At 72.2% G+C, this 18,669-nt stretch carries 16 protein-coding genes; 9 read left to right on the forward strand and 7 right to left on the reverse strand.

Annotation, left to right across the window (positions count from 1 at the left end; all coding sequences use genetic code 11):
• Nucleotides 1–17 precede the first annotated feature (17 nt).
• From ACF1CT_RS26145 to ACF1CT_RS26155, 3 genes are read right to left on the reverse strand one after another with little or no spacing between them, the layout of a single operon-like run.
• Nucleotides 18–1,178, reverse strand: coding sequence for an STM4014 family protein (locus tag ACF1CT_RS26145; RefSeq protein ID WP_391786392.1), 1,161 nt, complete (start codon nt 1,176–1,178; stop codon nt 18–20).
• On the reverse strand, nt 1,159–2,121 hold the full coding sequence (locus ACF1CT_RS26150) for an STM4015 family protein (protein ID WP_391786393.1): 963 nt from the start codon (nt 2,119–2,121) through the stop codon (nt 1,159–1,161). The genes ACF1CT_RS26145 and ACF1CT_RS26150 overlap by 20 nt, the downstream gene beginning before the upstream one ends.
• 6 nt (nt 2,122–2,127) lie before the next feature.
• On the reverse strand, nt 2,128–3,084 hold the full coding sequence (locus ACF1CT_RS26155) for an STM4015 family protein (RefSeq protein ID WP_391786394.1): 957 nt from the start codon (nt 3,082–3,084) through the stop codon (nt 2,128–2,130).
• 198 nt (nt 3,085–3,282) lie between these two features.
• On the opposite strand from ACF1CT_RS26155, the gene ACF1CT_RS26160 reads away from it, so the two are divergent.
• On the forward strand, nt 3,283–3,609 hold the full coding sequence (locus ACF1CT_RS26160; protein ID WP_391786395.1) for a hypothetical protein: 327 nt from the start codon (nt 3,283–3,285) through the stop codon (nt 3,607–3,609).
• 235 nt (nt 3,610–3,844) lie between these two features.
• A complete protein-coding gene (locus ACF1CT_RS26165; protein WP_391786396.1) occupies nt 3,845–4,846 on the forward strand; it encodes a DUF6745 domain-containing protein in 1,002 nt (333 codons plus the stop codon).
• 263 nt (nt 4,847–5,109) lie between these two features.
• On the opposite strand, the gene ACF1CT_RS26170 is transcribed toward ACF1CT_RS26165, so the two are convergent.
• Complete coding sequence (locus ACF1CT_RS26170; protein WP_391786397.1) at nt 5,110–5,700, reverse strand: carboxymuconolactone decarboxylase family protein; 591 nt, start codon at nt 5,698–5,700, stop codon at nt 5,110–5,112.
• 161 nt (nt 5,701–5,861) lie between these two features.
• Here ACF1CT_RS26170 and ACF1CT_RS26175 point away from each other — a divergent pair, with 161 nt between their 5' ends.
• From ACF1CT_RS26175 to ACF1CT_RS26205, 7 genes are all read left to right on the forward strand, one after another.
• Complete coding sequence (locus tag ACF1CT_RS26175) at nt 5,862–6,302, forward strand: PPOX class F420-dependent oxidoreductase (protein ID WP_391786398.1); 441 nt, start codon at nt 5,862–5,864, stop codon at nt 6,300–6,302.
• 99 nt (nt 6,303–6,401) lie between these two features.
• Nucleotides 6,402–7,646: an MBL fold metallo-hydrolase gene (locus tag ACF1CT_RS26180; RefSeq protein WP_391786399.1), complete on the forward strand. Its 1,245-nt coding sequence runs from the start codon at nt 6,402–6,404 to the stop codon at nt 7,644–7,646.
• A gap of 723 nt (nt 7,647–8,369) precedes the next feature.
• Nucleotides 8,370–10,316: an ATP-binding protein gene (locus ACF1CT_RS26185; RefSeq protein ID WP_391786400.1), complete on the forward strand. Its 1,947-nt coding sequence runs from the start codon at nt 8,370–8,372 to the stop codon at nt 10,314–10,316.
• Nucleotides 10,317–10,323: 7 nt separating this feature from the next.
• Nucleotides 10,324–10,758, forward strand: a complete 435-nt coding sequence (locus ACF1CT_RS26190) for a roadblock/LC7 domain-containing protein (protein ID WP_391786401.1) — start codon at nt 10,324–10,326, stop codon at nt 10,756–10,758.
• A 2-nt stretch (nt 10,759–10,760) separates the two neighbouring features.
• Nucleotides 10,761–11,132: a DUF742 domain-containing protein gene (locus ACF1CT_RS26195; RefSeq protein ID WP_391786402.1), complete on the forward strand. Its 372-nt coding sequence runs from the start codon at nt 10,761–10,763 to the stop codon at nt 11,130–11,132.
• A 328-nt stretch (nt 11,133–11,460) separates the two neighbouring features.
• Entirely contained in the window at nt 11,461–12,021 is a 561-nt protein-coding gene (locus ACF1CT_RS26200) for an ATP/GTP-binding protein (protein WP_391786428.1), read from the forward strand.
• Nucleotides 12,018–12,599 carry a GAF domain-containing protein gene (locus ACF1CT_RS26205; RefSeq protein ID WP_391786403.1) on the forward strand — a complete coding sequence of 194 codons (582 nt, stop codon included), beginning with the start codon at nt 12,018–12,020 and terminating at the stop codon, nt 12,597–12,599. Before ACF1CT_RS26200 ends, ACF1CT_RS26205 begins: the two co-directional genes overlap by 4 nt.
• 66 nt (nt 12,600–12,665) lie before the next feature.
• Here the strand turns inward: ACF1CT_RS26205 and ACF1CT_RS26210 are convergent, their stop codons facing one another.
• From ACF1CT_RS26210 to ACF1CT_RS26220, 3 genes are all read right to left on the reverse strand, one after another.
• On the reverse strand, nt 12,666–14,576 hold the full coding sequence (locus ACF1CT_RS26210; protein WP_391786404.1) for a DUF2264 domain-containing protein: 1,911 nt from the start codon (nt 14,574–14,576) through the stop codon (nt 12,666–12,668).
• Nucleotides 14,577–14,697: 121 nt separating this feature from the next.
• On the reverse strand, nt 14,698–17,121 hold the full coding sequence (locus ACF1CT_RS26215; protein WP_391786405.1) for a polysaccharide lyase 8 family protein: 2,424 nt from the start codon (nt 17,119–17,121) through the stop codon (nt 14,698–14,700).
• Nucleotides 17,122–17,142: 21 nt separating this feature from the next.
• Nucleotides 17,143–18,573 carry a M60 family metallopeptidase gene (locus ACF1CT_RS26220; protein WP_391786406.1) on the reverse strand — a complete coding sequence of 477 codons (1,431 nt, stop codon included), beginning with the start codon at nt 18,571–18,573 and terminating at the stop codon, nt 17,143–17,145.
• Between the last annotated feature and the right edge of the window lie 96 nt (nt 18,574–18,669).

Raw genomic sequence — 18,669 nt, forward strand, 5'->3', positions numbered from 1 at the left:
CGGCGGGGTGCGCGGTGTCAGTGAGTGGCGGTTGCACGGAGGTTCCTTGCTCTGTTCAGTACGGCGGCGACCTGCGCCGCATAGGTGTCCAGCCCCTCGGCGCCGCTGCCGGGAAGGCCGGTCAGCCGTGGCAGCAGGTCGCCGAAGGCGTTGACCTCGCAGACGGCGAAGCGCCGCAGGTCGGAGGAGGGCAGCAGATCGACGCCCACGCACAGCGTGTCCGGGAAACACGCCGCGGCGCGTTCGCACACGGTCAGGGCCTCGGCCCAGTCGCCACCCGCGGCCCGGACGGCCGCGCGGAAGTCGTCGAGGCTTCCGCGCGCGCCGCCGAGGTGGAGATTGGTCATGGGGGAGCGGCTGGTGCGCACGACGGCGTGAGTGGCCCGGCCCGCCACCACCACGACCCGCAGATCGGCCGCCCGGCCGTGCCGGGTCGCCTTGGGAAGCCAGCGTTCCATGTGCAGGCCGTCCGGTGCGAGAGCGTCGACGATCTCCGAGATCTCCCGTTCCGTGGAGCAACGCCGCACCCGCAACGAATTGAAGAGCCGGCCGTCCGCGTCACGTTCCACCGAGGTGGTGGCCCGCACCCGGCCGGGACCGCCCGTCTCGACGGCCAGCACCCCGGAGGCGGACGAGCCGTGTGCGAGCTTCACGAAGGCCCTGCGCATGCGATGGGCCTCCATCCGCTCGCGTACGTCGGCCCAGTCGCGCACCGCGGGAGCCGCCGGTCCCGAGGTCGGCGACGGAGGAACCGGAACTCCGGCACGGTCCAGAACGGCGTGGCAGAGCCGCTTGTCGAAGAGCACGGCGATGTCGCCGGGGTCGTCGAGCAGCACGGCACCGGCCTCGCCCGCCATGCGCGCGACCGATCGCGCGGCCGCGGTGAACCGGGCGTACCACAGGGCCGTGCCCTCCACCCTGGTCGGGTCCTCGACCGCCCGCAGTCGCCGCTCCACCTCGGCGTCCTCGCCCGGAGAGTCGACGCGGACGGTCTCCCCCGGCCGGAACACCGCCTCGCCGCGCAGGACGTCGAGCCAGGGAACGACCCGCACGGGTGGCAGCCCGGCGGCGCGCACGGCGTCCCGGAAGAGCGCGACCCGGCGATTACCGGGCACTCCCACGACGGCGAAGCGCGTCGCCGGGCCGTCCGGCCCCGGACTATTCGCTGACGGCGACATAGCGGAAGTCGTCGGGGTCCGCGTACTCGACCTCGTCGATGTCGCAGTTCACCCGGTCGCCCAGGAGATTCCGCAGACGCTCCACCAACGCCTCGCCCACATAGTGGTGATGCAGGTCCAGCGAGGCGAGATGGGTGAGCGGCTGGCCCGAGAGCAGCGCCTCGGCCCCTTCGTCGCCCAGGGTCCCCATCGCGAGCGAGAGCGATTCCAACCGCGCGACGACCGGGGCGGAGGCCACGGCGGCGGCGATCTCGTCCTGGATCTCGCTGTTCTGCAACCCCAGATGGCGCAGGGCGGGGAACGCCGCACCGGACAGCAGGGGAGCGAGGTCCTCGACGGCGGTGTCCCCGCCGTACTCGGAGGTGCCGAGCCAGAGCTCCAGGTGCTCCAGCGCGGGGAGTCCGGACGCGCCGACGGCCCGCACGACGTCGGACGGCAGACCGCCCGATTCGAATCGCAGCACGCGCAGCGAGCCGTGCCGCACCGGGCGCAGGCCGAGCCTCGACCGGCCGTCGTAGTCGTCGCCGCAGCCGCGTACGGTCAGCTCCTCCAAGCCGTCGAACGCCTCGATGACCGGGGTGATGTCGGCCATCTCCAGCCAGGACAGTTCACACTCCTCGCCGACGACATCACCGAGGAAGAGCGCCCGCAGCTCCGGGAAGCGGTCCGCCTCACCGGCCAACAGATCGACGACCTGCGCGAACGACTGGTAGTCCTCCTGCCACCACGGTCCGATCAGCAGGGCCCTGACTCGCGTGGTGTCGACGGCGTCGAGAAAGTGCTTCCACAGCGCGGCGAAGGTCAGATCGCCCCGCCAGGCGCTCTCCAGCCGCCACGCGACGGTGTCCGCGGCGGGGAGCGGGGCGGTGTCCTGATCACCGGGATCCGGCAGGGTCAGGACCGGGAGGCCGTGAAACGTCTCGGGGTGGTCGATGTCGGTCATCGCGTCTCACTCCGAGACCGCGGTGTAGCGGCCCTCGGCGCCGCCGTCGTTCCACGGCTTCTCGCGCTCCGACACGTCGACCCGCACGCCGTGGGGTTCCAGGGCCTGGGCGATCCGGCGTTCCATGGGCTCGGTCATGAAGTGGTGGTGCAGGTCCAGCCGTTCGAGATGGGTCAGCGGCTGGCCGTCCAGCAGCGCCGCCGCGCCCTCGTCGCCCAGCGTGCCGTTCGACAGGTCGAGAACCCGCAGCCGGGCCACGACGGGGGCGGACGCGACGGCCGTCGCGATCTCGTTCTGCACCTCGCTGTTGCGCAGGCCGAGGTGCGTGAGCCGGGGGAAGCGGGTGCCGGCGAGCAGCGGGGCCAGGTCCGCCACATCGGCGTCGCCACCGTACGTGGAGACGCCGAGCCAGAGATCGAGCCGCTCCAGCGCGGGCAGTTCGCTGTCCAGAACGCCGCGCAGCGCACCGACCGGCAGACCGCCGGTCTCGATGGTCAGCGCCCGCAGCCGTGCGTGCTCGCAGGCCGGGAACACCAGCTCCGAGCCGCCGCGCACGCCCAGCTCCAGCAGATCGGGGAACGTGTCGAGCAGCGCCGTGACATCGGACTGCTCGATCCAGGAGATCTCGTTCTCCTCCATGGTCATGTCGCCGACGAAGACGGCCCGGAGCGAGGTCAGCCGGTCCGCGGCGGCGGTCACCAGCCCGATCGGATAGGCCGAGGTCTCCTCGTACGACTCGCCCCACTGGCCGATGATCAGCGCGCGGACCCCGGCGGGGTCGACCGTTTCGAGAAAGGCGTGGAACGCCTCCTCCCAGGTCATCTCGGACTCGTCGTCGTACGGATCGACCGAGATGCGCCAGGCCGCCGCATCGGCGGCCTGGGCGGGCTTTTCACGCGTCGTGTGCTTGAAGTCGACGGCGGGCAGGCCGAGCAACTCGTGCAGATGGTCCACACCGGACATGGCCCTGTGCTCCTGGTACTGGGGAACGGCTGATGTCCGCAAGGTTTATCAAGCCGCACTGACAACGGCGCGACCGGGGACCGTACGGCGCCCGTCCGTCGAGGACCACGACGGCTCACCGGTCGATTGTCAGACCCTCCCCGTAGCGTCTTTCTCGTGGTCGTCACAGCGAGTGCGGCCCGTCGAGGGGAGAGGTCTGTGTACCGACAGGGCGATGTACTGATCATGCCGTTGGAGGAGTCGGCGGTGCCCGCGCATCTCGTGGAGGCGCCGGGGGAGCCCCGGGACGGCCGGGGGCGCATGGTCCTCGCCCTGGGAGAGGTCACCGGCCACGCCCACGCGGTCCAGGGGCCGGGCCGGCTGATGCGCGAGGCGGGCCCCTTCGGGCCGATGCTGCTGCACCTTCCCGAGGGCGGGCGCGTGGTGCACGAGGAACACGCGGCGATACCGCTGACGAAGGGCTGGTACCGCGTGGTGCGACAGCGGGAGTACGCGCCCGGAGCGGTTCGCATCGTCGCCGACTGACGACGGCCATGTGACGACTCGGACGGGTTCAGGAGCCGACCGCGGCGGACGGACGGGGGCTCCGGAGCCGCGAAGGATCAGGAACACCCGGGACGGGCGAGCCCCGCGGCGCGGGAGCCGCACGGCGCGGCCACCGCGGATGACGACGCGGCCGTGTGCGAGTGCCGCGCGGCACCCGCGCGCGGCGCGGGAGCGCAAGAAGACCGGACAACGAATCAGGGGATGGGGAAGACCGATGCAGTACGTGGACTCATGGCGGCGGGTGGCGGCGGCGACCGGTGCCGCGGACCGGGGTGCGGCGGAGGACGGGTTGCGGCTCGCCTACCGGCGCGCGGGGCTCGCGGAGCCGGAGCGGATCGTCTGGGTCGACTCGCCGAGGGCCGCGGTGGAGGTCGTCGAGAAGCTCGTCGACGCCGGCCGTTCGGTGCGGGACGAGGTACGGACCCGGCCCTGGGCACAGGAACGGCGGCGGATGTACGACGAACTGGGCCCGGCAGGCTGGGCCGCCCTGTGGTCGGCCACGGGGGCCCAGCTCTGGGAGACCACGGCGGCGCTCGCCGAGCGCATCAGGTCCGGTGTGGTCGCGGACCTCGCCAAGCGCCCCGAGGACGAGTCGGGCGTCCGGCTCATCATGCTGGACGCGGTACTGGGCCAGCACGACGCCGCGTGGCTCGCCGCGTTCGACGGCCGGGGCGACCGGCTGGACGGCCTGGCCGAGGTGGCCAGGAACGCGGGCTGGTGGTGGCCCTACGAGCGCGTGGTGGTGATCAGCGAGCGCCCGGAGGAGCTTCACCGGGACGAGGCGGGGCGACTCGACCGCGGGGACGGCCCGGCGCTGGCCTACCGTGACGGTTTCTCACTCCACGCCTGGCGGGGCATGCCCGTGCCCGCCGAGTTCCTCGCGGAGCTGAACACCTTGACCCCGCAGCGCATACGCGAGGAGGAGAACGCGGAACTCCGGCGCGTGATGCTGGAGTTCTACGGCTACGACCGTTACCTCTCCGAGTCGGGCGCCGAGCCGGTCCACCGGGACGAGACGGGGATACTCTGGCGGATCGGGCTCGTCGGCGACGAGGACGTGGTGATGGTCGAGGTGGTCAATTCCACCCCCGAGCCGGACGGAACCCACCGCACGTACTGGCTCAGGGTGCCGCCGGGCACGCGGACGGCGAAGGCGGGTGTGGCGTGGACCTTCGGACTCGACGGGGACGCGTACGCGCCGGTGCGTCAGACCTGACGTGCCCGGCCCGGTGGACACCGGGGTGCGACGGGCCGGCCGGACGACGGCACCCGGCCGCCGCACCGGTGCGACGGCCGGGCACGGAGCACGGACGGGCCGTCGGCGCGGCCGACCGCGTCCGGCTCGGCCGACGGGCCCGCGACGACGCCCGCCCGTCGAGCGACGTCACGGGCACCCGGCGCCGCCGGTACGGTGCTCCGGGCCCGCCCGGGAGCCGGCCGAACCGCTCCGCCGCCGCTCCCGACGCGATTTCCGCCGCATCAGTGGTCGGCCGCCGGATCGTGCCGGCTTTCGGCCGGGGGGCGTCCCACCTCGCACCTGTCCCTGAATCCCTGGCTCGTGAGGCCGAGGGCGGAATTGGTGCGGGAGCGCATGTTCTCCACCGACACCACGGTGGTGAGCTCGACGAGAGCCGCCTCGCCGAGCGAGGTGCGCAGGCGCTCCACGAGTTCGTCCCCGACCTGGGGCGGTGTGAGGGTCATCGCTTCCGCGTACGCCAGCACGTCACGCTCCAGAGGTGTGTAGACGTCACTCTCCTGCCACACCGGCACATCACGCAGTTTGTGCGGGGCCATGCCATGGCGGTGGTTCTCCCAGTAGCCGAAGTCGATGCACCAACTGCAGCCGACCGTGGCCGCCGCACCCATCACGGCAAGTGCCTTGAGCTGCGGATCCAGCTTCTTCCAGCGGCCCACCGCGAGTTCGAACCGGGCCCCGGCCCACAACACCCCGGTGTGGTGGGCGGTGGCCCGCAGCGGGTCGATGACCTTGCCGAACGTGCGGTTCGAGTACCACGACACCGCACGGAAGAGGAGGGAACGAGGCGGATCGAGCGAGATGCGTGCGGTCATGACCGGTCTCCTTCGGCACGGCTCGGATGCCGTGCGGCGGTGTCGTGGGATGTCGTCGGACGGCTGCGTCCAGGGATGTGACGGAAGGAGACCGCTCGGATGTGACACGGCGGGGCGGGCGGATGCGGAATCCCGGCGGGGACACGGACGTTGGACGGGGCATGACGGAAAACGACGCACCCCACGACGCGCTGCTCCGCTTGCTCGGTGAGGAGAACGGCGGCGTACTCGTGACGCTCAGGCGGGACGGCGGGCCGCAGCTCTCCAACGTCAACCACTTCTACTACCCCGACGAGCGGATCGTCCGTGTCTCGGTCACCGAGGACCGGGCGAAGACGAAGAACCTGCGCCGGGACCCGCGGGCCAGCTACCACGTCACCAGCGCGGACCGCTGGGCGTGGACGGTGGTGGACGGCACCGCCGATCTGTCCCCGGTCGCGGCCGACCCGCACGATGCGACGGTGGAGGAGCTGATCGCGCTCTACCGCGACGTCCGGGGCGAGCACCCCGACTGGAGCGAATACCGCGCCGCGATGGTCCGGGACCGACGTGTCGTGCTCCGGCTGCACATCGAGCACGTGTACGGCCAGCCGCGTGGCTGACGGGGCACGGCCCGGGCTTCAGCCACTCGGCCGCTCCGCTCTCGCGCCGTCGAACCCCCTGCCCATAATGAGACGACACCGACTCCCTCAGGAGATGCTGTGACCGGCGCAGACCCCTTGCCTCCGTTCCGCACCCGGCTGCGATCGCTGCGCCCCGCCGCGTTCGGCGCCGATCCGGCCGGTGCGCGTATGGAGCGCATCCGCCGCTCGCCCCACTTCTCCGACGGCGTCTTCCAGAACCCCGTGGGGGCGCGGACCAGGCCGTCCGGATCCACTGTCGAGTTCGCGAAGACCTACTTCCGAAAGGAGGAGCGTGCGCTGAGGGCGCCGACCGGCACCGTGCCGGTACACGCCACCACGTACGCCGACCTCGCCGAGCCGCCCGCGTCCGGACTGCGGCTCACCTGGATGGGCCATTCCAGTGTGCTCGCCGAGATCGACGGCCGACGGGTGCTCTTCGATCCGGTGTGGGGCGAGCGCTGTTCACCCTTCGCCTTCGCCGGGCCCAAGCGGCTGCATCCCGTGCCGCTGCCGCTGGCCGCGCTCGGCCCCGTCGACGCGGTGGTGATCTCCCACGACCACTACGACCACCTCGACCTGCCGACGGTCCGTGCGCTGGCGGGCACGGGCACGGTGTTCGCCGTCCCGCTCGGTGTCGGCGCCCACCTGGAGCGGTGGGGCGTGTCCGTCGACCGGATGCGCGAGCTCGACTGGAACGAGACCACAGAGATCGCCGGGATCCGGCTGACCGCGACCCCGGCCCGGCATTTCTGCGGTCGGGGTCTGCGCAACCAGCAGCACACGCTCTGGGCGTCCTGGGCCGTCGCGGGGCCCGAGCACAGGATCTACCACAGCGGTGACACCGGCTACTTCCCGGGCTTCGCGGACATCGGCGCGGCGCACGGCCCCTTCGACGCGACCATGATCCAGATTGGTGCGTACTCCCAGCACTGGACCAGGGACCACACGGACCCCACACCGCTCCCGGGGGCGTGGCCGGACATTCACATGACACCGGCCGAGGGTGTCGAGGCACACCTCGACCTGCAGGGACGAAAGCCCCACGGCGTCCTGCTCCCGATCCACTGGGGCACCTTCAACCTCGCCTTCCACGCGTGGGCGGAGCCGGGCGAGTGGATGATGGACGCCGCCGCGGACGCGGGTCAGCCGGTGGCGGTTCCCCGGCCCGGCGAACCCTTCGAGCCCGCGGGCAGCCTTCCCACCGATCCCTGGTGGCGCCCCGTGGCCCGGCCGATCGCCCACCCCTGGCGGCGCCCGGAGGTGACGACACCCGTGTCCGGTGCCACGCCCCGGGACGATCTCGATCTCGCGCGGGAGCGGTGACCCGGAGTCGTACGACCCCGTCCCGGAAGGACGGACGCCGTTCGATGGCATGACGCCGCGCAGCGCGTGAAGCGCGTACGGCATGACCCGGACCCCAAGGGGCCGGACCACGATTCCGCTCGGTCCGGCCCCCGCTCCCCGGACCGGTGGCAGCGCTCCGGTACCGGCCGGGGCGATCGCCTGCCGGGCGTTCCCGGCACACGGAGCGATGGGCGATCCCGCCCCTGCCCCCCGGTGGCCGGTCCGCCGGATCGCGGCGTACCGGCCACCGGGGGGCAAGGGTTCGCGCTCCTAGGCCGTGTCTGACCATTCCACGCGGGCGGGCGCCGCCCCGCACGGGACCTCGCCGCGTTGCCGAAAAGCCCTGGTAGCTCCGCTACAAGGACTTCCCGGCGCCTTGCGACGCACCGCACAGGACGACGCCCGCTGATCCACGCGGAATTGTCAGACACGTCCTAGCCCGTTCGGGTGATCACGGGCCGGGCGGCCCGCGAACAGTAATCGGCCTCGCGTGCGATGCCTCATACCAGAGTGGGACGGTTGGCGGGCAAGTTCGACAACTGCCCGTCGCGCATACGTGATTGACGACTACCGTGTGTGCTCGGTGATCAACGGTGGGCTCCTGTTGTCGAGCCCTCCCGGTGATGAACCGCCTCTTACCGACCACCGTAGGTGCCACCACATGGACGCCGATTCCTGGTGCCCCACGTACCGAGGACACTGATGTCTCAACTTCGCGCCCCCGACGCGCGACCGGAACGCCGAGAGGGCGGACGGCACGGCCGACCGGGAAACCGGTCGCACGCGGGCCCGGCGAGGCCACGCGTAGCCCAGCCACCCACCGAGGCGCGCATACGGCCCCAGTTGTTGCGCGCCGCGCTGCTGCCGGCCGTCGCCGCCGTGCTGTGCGGTGCCGCGGCGGTGATCTCCACGGTCCGTTCCACCGGAACCCGGCCGTCCACGGAACTGTGGATCGTGCTGGGCGGTGCCGGAGCCCTGTCACTCACCGCCGTACTGGCCGCCTACCTCGCCGCCAACCGGGTCGCCACCGCCGTCTTCGGCCGCTGTCTTGCGCTGCGCCGCACCAGCGCCCAGGGCCAGGCCGAACTTCGGCAGGCGGTCGAGCACCTGCGCAAGGGCGAGCCCGTGCCTGCGCGGAGGTCCGCACTTCCGACCACCCCCGGCAGCGACCCGTTCGAACTGCTCGCGCAGGAGATCGGCCGCCACCAACAGGTCGCCGTCGCCGCCGTCGTGGAGACGTCGCGGCTCGCGGACCACACCGGCGAGGAACAGAAGGTCGAGGTCTTCGTCAACCTCGCCCGCAGGCTCCAGTCGCTCGTGCACCGGGAGATCCAACTGCTCGACGAGCTGGAGCACGAGGTCGAGGATCCCGACCTGCTCAAGGGCCTCTTCCACGTCGACCACCTCGCCACCCGCATCCGCAGGCACGCGGAGAACCTCGCGGTGCTGGGCGGAGCCGTCTCCAGGCGGCAGTGGAGCAATCCGGTCACCATGACCGAGGTCCTGCGCTCGGCGATCGCCGAGGTCGAGCAGTACCCCAGGGTCAAGCTCGTCCCACCGATCGACGGCACCCTGCGCGGACACGCCGTGGCCGACGTGATCCACCTGCTGGCAGAACTGGTGGAGAACGCCACAGTCTTCTCCGCCCCGCACACCCAGGTGCTGCTGCGCGCCCAGCAGGTCACCGCCGGTCTGGCCCTGGAGGTCGAGGACCGGGGGCTCGGCATGCCGGGCAACGAGCAGCAGCGGATGAACGCCCTGCTCGCCGATCCCGACCAGGTCAATGTGGCGCGTCTCCTCCAGGACGGCCGGATCGGTTTGTTCGTCGTGGCGTCGCTGGCCCGTCGGCACGGCATCGCGGTCCGGCTGCAGAGCAACATCTACGGAGGCACACAGGCCGTACTCGTCCTCCCGCAGACCCTGTTGGGCGCGGACGAGGACACGCCGGCCGGCGGCGACGCGACTCCGGTGTCGCCACCGGGGCACGCGCACCGCCCCCTGGCCGGACACGACACCGGCGCCCACCACCGGCCCCCACCGGGGACGAGCCCGAACCCCGTCGCCGGTCTCGCCGTCGGCCCCGCCGACGCACGGCCGGGCACCGGCCGGCAGCCGTACGTTCCCAGCCAGCCACTGCGCACCCACCGGTCGCCCCAGCATCCGGCGCCCCAGGACGAAGCTCCTCCGCTTCCGCTGCGCGCCGCGCACCCCGACCGCGCGGCCCAGGGCGAAACCCGCCCGGGGCCCCGTCACGCGGACGACGGCCGGGACTCCGGAGCCGGGCACGGCACCGCGGACCGGCCCCAGTTGCCCCGGCGCGCCCATCAGGAGAACCTCGTCCCGCAGCTCAGGGAAGCGCCGGCCACGCGCACCGAGGACGAGTACGCCCTGCACGACCCCGGCCTCATGGCAGCCTTCCGGCGCGGCATCGATCTCGCCGAGGCACGCAGCGAGTCCGAGGCCGACGGCGACACGGACCAGGGCCACGACCGGACGGGCACAGCGGCCTGGCAGGCCCGGACCTCACCCGCCCCGCTGCCGGTCCGGGGCCGGACAGCGCCCCCCACCCCGCACCGCCCGGCTCCGGAGCCGGGCGCGTCCTCCGCCCCGGCCGCCGACCCCCTCGAAGCGAACATCCCCAAGGAGTAGATGCCCCATGACGACCGATATGCCGTCCGGTCAGGTCTCCGACCTCGACTGGCTGCTGAGCGGACTGGTCCAGCGCGTTCCGTACACACGCAGCGCAGTCCTCCTCTCCGCCGACGGACTGGTGAAGTCCCTTCACGGCATGGACGCCGACAGCGCCGACCACATGGCCGCGCTGGCCGCCGGTCTGTACTCGCTCGGTCGCAGTGCCGGCGCGCGCTTCGGCGACAACGGCGACGTGCGTCAGGTGGTGGTCGAGCTGGACTCGACACTGCTGTTCGTCTCCACCGCCGGATCGGGCACCTGCCTCGCGGTTCTCGCCGGACGCGAGGCGGACGCCGCCGTGCTGGGATACGAGATGACCATGCTGGTCAAGAGCGTCCGTCCGTATCTGGCGACCCCGGTCAGACAGTCGGCGGGGGCGCCGGGCACCACGGGGCTGTGAGGGTGTCGCTTCCGCAGGACGGGCCGTTGCTCGACGACGCGGCCGGCAGGCTCATCCGCCCGTACACCGTGAGCAACGGCCGCACCCGCCCGACGACCGTGCTCGATCTGCTCTCCCTGGTGATGGCCACGGGGGCCGAACCGCAGGCCGCCCTCGGTCCCGAACACTCCGTCGCCCTGGGGCTGTGCGGCGGGCCCACCTCGGTGGCCGAGATCGCCGCGCACCTGCGACTGCCCGCCGTCGTCACCAAGGTGCTCGTCTCCGACCTGGTGGACTGCGGGGCGGTCACCGCGCACCCGCCGGCCTTCCATGACATGCCCACCGACCGATCCCTGCTGGAGGCAGTGCTCGATGGCTTACGACGACAGCTCTGACGGCTTCGGCAGCTTCGCCGCGTACGAGAACAGCGCAGGCCCCGAAGACCAAGGACACTTCGGAAGCCACGGAATTCAGGAAGTCCACGGAACGTACGAGGGCTTCGGGAGCAGGGGAGACCAGGAAGGGTTCGGAGACATCGTCCAGCCCCAGGGGTTCGGCTGGGCCTACGACGCCGACGCGTCCTACGGTTCCGGTGGGTCCGGCACGCCCGCCGCGGCCCTCGATCCCGGCTCCCACGAGGCGGTCGGCGCGCACGGGTCCGGACCCGGTCCGGGTGCGGTCGCGGGGTCCGGCGGGGCCGAGGGTTTTCCTGTCGCGCTCAAGGTGCTGGTGGCAGGAGGGTTCGGTGTCGGCAAGACGACGTTCGTCGGCGCGGTCAGCGAGATCGCACCGCTGAGCACGGAGGAACTGCTGACCCAGGTCAGCGCCGCGACCGACAATCTCGACGGCATCGAATCCAAGACGTCCACCACCGTCGCCATGGATTTCGGCCGGATCACCCTCGACGAGCAGCATGTGCTCTACCTGTTCGGCACACCCGGCCAGGAGCGTTTCTGGTTCATGTGGGACGAGCTCTCGCAGGGAGCGCTGGGGGCCGTCGTGCTCGCGGACACCCGACGGCTCGCCGAGTGCTTCGCGGCCGTCGACTTCTTCGAACGCCGCGGCATCGGATTCGTCGTGGCCGTGAACGAGTTCGACGGAGCCCACCGCTACGGCCCCGAGGAGGTACGAGCCGCACTCGATCTGGGACCGGACGTGCCGGTCGTGCTGTGCGACGCGCGGATCGCCAGTTCCGGCACGGGCACTCTGGTCACCCTGGTCCAACACCTGATCAACGCCACCTCCGCCCCGGCCCCGCTGACCGGATTCGGAGCCCGCCCGTGACCCGGCACGCCGCCGGCCGGCTGCTGCTCACACCCGTCGACCCGGACGCGGCCGTCCGTACCCGGCGGCTGCGGACACTGGATCTCGGGGAACGCGCCGACGCCTCGTTCGACAACTTCGACGCGTTCGCCGACCGGGTGGCCGAGGTCACCGAAGTGCCCTTCTCGATGGTCAACTTCATCGACGGGAACCGGCAGTTCTTCGCCGGACTGCACACCCCGACCGGCACGCACAAGGGAACCGACCTGGGCGCCGCCGCGGCGGGCAGCAGCAGGGCCGGCCGGTACGTCGCCCTGGACCGCGGCTACTGCCCGCACGTCGTCGTACGGCGCAAGGCGCTCGTCCTGGAGGACGTCTGCGACTACCCGCGGTTCGCCGGCAATCCGGTGGTGGACGACATAGGCATCCGTTCCTACCTCGGCGCACCACTGATCGACCGCACGGGCGTGGCACTGGGAGCCGTCTGCGCGGTCGATACGGTGCCCCGTTCCTGGGGCAGGGCAGGACTGGACACGATCAAGTCCCTGGCACGGGAACTCATCGGGCACATCGATCAGCGGGAGGGCACCGGGATCTGACGGGACGGCCCGGTGGCCGCACGGGTGCGGACGCGCCACCGCGAGCGCGTCACGCCCCGGCCGCTCTCAGACCTCCACCGACGTACCGTCCAGGAAGGTCAGCACCACCGAGTCCGCCCCCGCGTGCACCCGCACCGAGTCGCGCAGCGCCTCCGGATGCACGGTGTCCCGTGACAGGGCGACCAGCGAGACGTAGGTGCTGCGGCCTCCCGGATGCGGTCGGCTGCGCAGGTACGGGACGGCGGAGTACGGACCGAACGCGTTGGACTGGACGTCACGTGCCACGGCGGCCCCTTCCGCGCCCCCGTCCCAGCCGTGCAGTGCGACGAGGGCGCTGGTCAGACCTTCCGCCGTACGGGCGAGTGCCCAGTCGGGCCCCGACCGGGCGAACGGGCTCCGCGCATGGGCGACCGCGTGACCTCCCTCCCGCACCACCGCGCCTTCGGGCGCCTCGACCCGGTGCACCCGGACCTCCCACGGGCCGTGCAGCACGCTCGTCGTCTCGATCCGGTACGCCCGGTCGTCGCCGGGAAGCTTCGCCGCGTACCAGGAGGCGGCCACGCGGTCCTCGCAGCGCAGTGGATGGATGCGCCGACGCAGCGACGGGGTGCCGTCCGGGGCCACGAGCGCCAGATGTCCGTCGACGGAGCGGGCCACGGCGTGCGGAGCGGTCTCGGGCGCGGTCGCGGTCGAGAAGGCGAACTTCGCGTAGTGCGGGTCATGGGTGCCCTCCGACGGGTCGTCGGCGTCGTCGTGCGGCGGATTGTGGTCGCTGCCGTGGTTGATCAGCCGGACGATGCCGTCGTCACGGGTGCCGTGGAGCAGCCAGCCGGGTGCGGGAAGCGCGGTGTACTGGTCGGACTCCTCGATGGGCAGCGGCAGTTCGCGTGCGGTCCACACCGGGTGGTCGGCCGGCAGCAGCAGTCCGAGGAATCCCTTGCTCGCCCAGTACGGCGACGCGGGGCCGGAGTAGGGCTGGGTGGTCGGCAGGAACGTGTCGTACCAGCCCAGTGTGAGCAGTCCCCGTTCGTCCGGCACCCCGCGCTCCACGAAGTGCCGCATGGTGCCCGAGGCGAGCCGACGGGTGAGCCCCGGCGCGAGCGGGGTGCAGTCCGCGAGGGCCCCCATCCACACCGGCGCCAGCGCGGCGAACCGGTACGCCAGCGAGCGGCCCTGGTGGACGGGGGCTCCGTCGGCTCCGAAGAAGTGCGGGTAATCCTTGAGGAAGCGGCTCAGCCGCTCACGGTAGACAGGGGTCCGGCCCCCGTCGTCGGCGCCCGCGATCCGCGACCACAACAGCGGATAGAGATGCATGGCCCAGCCGATGTAGTAGTCGAAGTTGCGGCCGTCCCCGTCGGTGTACCAGCCGTCCCCGGCGTACCAGTCCTCGATCCTGTCCAGGTTGTTCTCGATGTCGGACCGGCTGTACGGGGCGCCGACCGAGGCGAGGAACTGCTCGGACACCACCTGGAAGAGCCGCCAGTTGTTGTCCCAGGTCCGGCCGCCGACGAAGCCGGAGAACCAGTCGACGACGCGCTCCTGCACCCGGGCGTCCAGCCGGTCCCAGATCCACGGCCGCGTCTCGTGCAGTGCCACCGCGACCGACGCCGCCTCCACCATCTGCTGCGAGCAGTCCGTCAGCTCCGGCCAGGCTTCCCCGCTGCCCGGGTCGGTGCCCGCGGCCAGGCCCGCCGCGTACCGCTCGACGAGCGCCGGGTCGACCGCCCCGCCCGCGCCCGCGATGCGGAAGGCGGCGAGCAGGAACGACCGGGCGAACCCTTCGAGACCGTCGGAGACGACCCCCGACCAACTGCCGCGGCCGGGCAGCCGGTACTGGGCGAAGCCGGGGGTCGCGTACGGCACCAGCGCGTCCAGCATCCGGTCGGCCGTCGCCTCCCAGTGTGCCCGGGTCCACCCGGTGCGGGACGACAGGAGCCGGTCGGTCGGCGGCAGGTGCAGATGCGGTGCGACGGACATGATGGTGCTGCTCCTCGGAACGGAACTGGATGGAACGGATCGGAACGGGACGGGCAAGGACGGCTGACGAAAGGGAGGCGAGCGGGGAGGCGGAGGCGGCGGAGGGTCTCGGTGCCGGGGCCTAACGGACGAGTTCCGCCCGGTGGGTGTGGCCGCGCGATCCTCCGACGGCGACGGTGAGTACGGTCCGGCGGCCGGGAACGACGGTCACCGTGTCGTCGGCCTCCGCCACCGTCCGCATCCGGAAGGGGAGTTCGACCGAGAGCGTGGAGAGCGTCCGGCCCGGGTCGGCGATCGCCACGGAGATCCGTGCGCCTCGGCGTCGTACGAGCACCGAGGCAGGTCCGGAGGAGACGATCCCCGCCGCGTTACCGGCCTTCCAGAAGTTCACCGCGGTGAGCCCCGCGCCGCGTACCTCCACGGCCTGCGCGGTGGTGTCGTTGGTGACGACGCGGACCGGCCGGGAACGCGACCACACCGAGGTCGTCGCGGCCGACGCGCCGGGCAGCAGCACGTAGGCGTACCCGGCGTCGGTGGGGGAGGCGCCGTGGCCGATCCGGAGAGTGAGATAGCGCCGGGTGACGGGGTCGGCGCTGCCGCCGGTGTCCGCGCCGGTGTTGATGTCCCGCCAGGCGCCGGTACGTTCCTCGCGCGCGGCGTGCAGGGAGGCGCCCTCGGGGAAGACGTAGCCGCCCACCCCGTCGAGATGCCCCCACCGGGCCCGGGCGAAGTGCTGGGACCAGCCCTGTTCGACGGGGTGCGGGAGGCCGTCGATCAGCAGCCGGTGCCGGCCGTGCGCGCCGAGGTTGCGGTTCTCGACGACGGTCTCCACCTCGTGTCCGTCGTTCGCGGTGATGCCCGCGCCGAGGGCCACCACCGCGTCGTCGAGCAGGAACCATGACTTCCTGGCCCTCAGCGTGGTGTCCGGGGCGCCGGTCAGCTCCATGGCGGCGGCCGTGTACCGGTCGTCCAGCACGGCCCCGCCCGCGACGGCGTTCGTGGGGCAATGGGTGGAGGTGCCTGCGCCCGTGCCGAGGTCGGTCCGCGGCCGGGTGTCGACCGTGGTGCCGGGCAGCCGGTACGGATCGACGGTGGGCCAGAACCCGTCGTTGAACTGCCCCAGGTCGTCGCCGTCGTACAGATAGGTCATGCCGTCGCCGGTGTACCAGCCGTGCAGGTTCTCGCCGTTGCCGGCCTCGTACGCCGAGATCCGCTTCGACGACAGCGACAGCGCGCAGGCCCAGCCGGGGCGGCGGTGCACGACGCGGTCCATGTCGGCGAAGACCTGGCTGCCGGTGGTACGGGGCCGTGCGACCACCGCGCGGTCATTGAGGACGGCCTTGGCCAGAGCGAGTTGGGGAATCGTCGCGAGACCCGCGAACGGGGTGGTGCGGTTGCGGGTGAGCCATCCTTTCACCAGGGCCCGCCAGCGGTTCGCGTGCTCGGCGGGTGCGCCGGAGGCGAGCAGCAGGATCGCACCGACGGCCGTGGCGCCGTCGCGGTGGTCACCGGCGCGTTCCCGGGAGACGGCGCGGCCGCGCACCGAGTCCATCATCAGCCCGTCGAAGATCACCGGGGCGAAGGTCCGCTCCACCGCCTCGTACATCACCGACAGCCGTGGATCGGTGACCGCCCACGGGGAGCCCGCGAGCAGCGCCAGCAGGTAGGCCGTGCCGCCCAGCAGCACGACGCCGTACGAGCCCGTGTAGGCGACCACGTCGTGCTGGACGAAGGAGCCGTCCTCGTAGAAGCCGTCGCCCGACGTCACGTACCGGAAGAGGCTGTTGCGGCCGGAGTCGCGCACGTCCGAGAGGGCGTCGCGGGCCGAGACGAGTGCGGCGGCGTCGTGGCCCAGCAGCCCCCGCAGGGCCACGATGACGGCCTTGTCGGTGCGGTTGGCACCGGTCTCGGCGAGGGCGGGGTAGTTGGTGCGGCGGTCCGCGTCGGGGCAGAACCGGTCGACGACCGCCAGGTAGTCCGCCAGATCGGCCGCCGGGAGCCGGTCGCGCAGGACGACGCAGCAGTCCATCAGGGCACGCGGGGCACCGATCTCCCAGAACCACCAGTTGCCGGTCTCCTTCCGGGCCGGGTTGTACGCGGTGTCGTGGGTGAGGCGCAGCGCGGCGATCAGCGCGTCCGCCACCTCCCGGTCCCCTGAGAGGGAGGTGCCCCCGGTCGCCCAGGCGGTCGCCAGGGTCCGCAGCCGGGTGTAGCTCTGCCCGAAGTTGCCCGGTTCGGTGAGCGGGGTGAGGTCGGGCCAGAGCGCGGTCCGCCCGGTGCTCCGGTCGAGCGTGTCCCAGAGCCCGGCGGCGGTGGTGTCGAGGGCGGTGACGGCAGCGGTGAAGTCGGGGTCGGACGGGTCGAACCCACGGCCGGTGAGCAGTGTTTCGGCCCGCTGGAGCAGGGTGTCGAAGTCCGTGTCCGCCGGGGCCCCGGCGGGCGCGGCCGGTACGGCGTCGGCCCGGGCCGGGCCGGTCCCGGCGACGAGGGCCGTGGCGGCCGTGGCGCCGCCCGCCGCGATGAGGGTTCTTCTGCTGAGGTTCATGGTGGCTCCCGGTCGCCGCGGTCAGTCGGTCAGCGTCGACGGGTCGACGGGGGGTTCGGGCAGATGGAGCGAGGCCAGTTCGGCCCTCCCGGCGGCGTCGATCGGGAACGCCCAGGTGTTCACGAAGAAGTCCGTGAGGTCGTGGCCGGCCACACGGCTGGAGAAGGTGGCGAGGGCCCGGTACCGCTTGGCGTCCTCCGTGTACGCGGACTGGGGGTTCTCCTCGCGCACCAGTCTGTGCAGCCGGGGCCAGAAGTCGTCGCCGAAGGCCAGCTCCAGTTGCCGCAGCGGGACGAGCTTCTCGTAGGCGCCGAAGGACTTCTCGTACGTCAGCCCGGCGGTCCCGAACTTCTCCCGCGCCGACTGGAAGTACGTGAGACCGGTCGCCGGGTCGACGGTGAGGAGGTTGGACGGCTGCCCAAGGGTGCGCTGTGCGGCAAGGGCGTAGATGTTGACCGTGACCTCGGTCAGCCCGGCCGGCTTGTACGCGAACTGCTGGTGCAGGTGTCCGAGTTCGTGGTAGAGCCCCCAGCCCCGGGTGCGCAGGCCCTCCACGGTGGTCGCGCGGTCGAGGTAGGCCCGCGGGAAGCCGTTGTAACCGTGCGTCGCGTACGCGCCGACACCGGAGGGGACCTTGCTGACCTCCGTGAAGTGGTACGGGCCCGCCTTGCGCCGGTGCACCGGGCGGGAACCGTCGAGCCCGCTGATCCGGGCGTGGGAGTCGATGATCGTCTCGACCAGTCCGAGCAGTGCGGCGTGGTCCTCGTCGCGGTACAGCAGCGCGCCCTCGCGGGTGAGCGTCATGATCGTGTGCGGTGCGTGCAGTTCGACGTACGGCGATGCCGTGAGGGTGTCCAGTTGCCGTTGGTAGTCGGCCTCCGTGGTGCGGCCCAGGGCGAAGACCGGCATGGCGACCGCTCCGGAACGGATCAGTACCCCGGCCCGTTCGCCGTCTCCCGTCAGGGTGAGGTAGACGGGACCGCCGTGCGGATCCGTCACGGTGTTCGCCCCCGCGGTCAGCGGATAGGAGCGGGGCTCGGTGATCTCGCCGTAGTAGTCCCAGGCACCGATCCAGAGGGTGGGCAGCACGCCGTCGTGCGGCTGGACGGTGAGGGAGAGGGTGGCGCCGGGCGGGAGGTACAGGCCGGTGGCCCGGAACTCCGAGCCCCGCAGCGCCTGTCCGAGCCGCAGCCGTTCGGCCTCGGCGGCGGGCCGGGCGGTCAGCGCGATCCTGACCGGGCGCCCGCCGCGCGGACCGGCGGGGGCGCCGGCCGTCGCCGCCCGGGCGGTGCCGCCGCCCAGGACGAGCGCCGCGCCCGTGGCCGCGGTGACGGCGAGCACCGAGCGCCGGGCGACGGAGGACGTGTCCGAAACGGTGTCGGATGCCGAGGATCCGTCGCCGGACGAGGCGAAGGGGGTGGAGGAGCCTGCGGGGTCTGAGGGCATGCGCATGCGGAACTCTCCCTGCGGTGACGAGTGAGGGGCGAAGGCGTGCGGATCGGGTCCTGCTCGGCCGCCAGCATGTAAGCGGTTGCTACAGAGCCGCAA

Origin of the sequence: Streptomyces sp. NPDC014734, from assembly GCF_043083325.1 — a bacterium.
GTDB lineage: Bacteria > Actinomycetota > Actinomycetes > Streptomycetales > Streptomycetaceae > Streptomyces.

Excerpts from the sequence above, each read along its gene's own strand:
- ACF1CT_RS26145 (WP_391786392.1), bottom strand. The coding sequence starts at position 1,178 with ATGTCGCCGTCAGCGAATAGTCCGGGGCCGGACGGCCCGGCGACGCGC.
- ACF1CT_RS26150 (WP_391786393.1), bottom strand. The coding sequence starts at position 2,121 with ATGACCGACATCGACCACCCCGAGACGTTTCACGGCCTCCCGGTCCTG.
- ACF1CT_RS26155 (WP_391786394.1), bottom strand. The coding sequence starts at position 3,084 with ATGTCCGGTGTGGACCATCTGCACGAGTTGCTCGGCCTGCCCGCCGTC.
- ACF1CT_RS26165 (WP_391786396.1), top strand. The coding sequence starts at position 3,845 with ATGCAGTACGTGGACTCATGGCGGCGGGTGGCGGCGGCGACCGGTGCC.
- ACF1CT_RS26170 (WP_391786397.1), bottom strand. The coding sequence starts at position 5,700 with ATGACCGCACGCATCTCGCTCGATCCGCCTCGTTCCCTCCTCTTCCGT.
- ACF1CT_RS26175 (WP_391786398.1), top strand. The coding sequence starts at position 5,862 with ATGACGGAAAACGACGCACCCCACGACGCGCTGCTCCGCTTGCTCGGT.
- ACF1CT_RS26185 (WP_391786400.1), top strand. The coding sequence starts at position 8,370 with ATGTCTCAACTTCGCGCCCCCGACGCGCGACCGGAACGCCGAGAGGGC.
- ACF1CT_RS26190 (WP_391786401.1), top strand. The coding sequence starts at position 10,324 with ATGACGACCGATATGCCGTCCGGTCAGGTCTCCGACCTCGACTGGCTG.
- ACF1CT_RS26210 (WP_391786404.1), bottom strand. The coding sequence starts at position 14,576 with ATGTCCGTCGCACCGCATCTGCACCTGCCGCCGACCGACCGGCTCCTG.
- ACF1CT_RS26215 (WP_391786405.1), bottom strand. The coding sequence starts at position 17,121 with ATGAACCTCAGCAGAAGAACCCTCATCGCGGCGGGCGGCGCCACGGCC.
- ACF1CT_RS26220 (WP_391786406.1), bottom strand. The coding sequence starts at position 18,573 with ATGCGCATGCCCTCAGACCCCGCAGGCTCCTCCACCCCCTTCGCCTCG.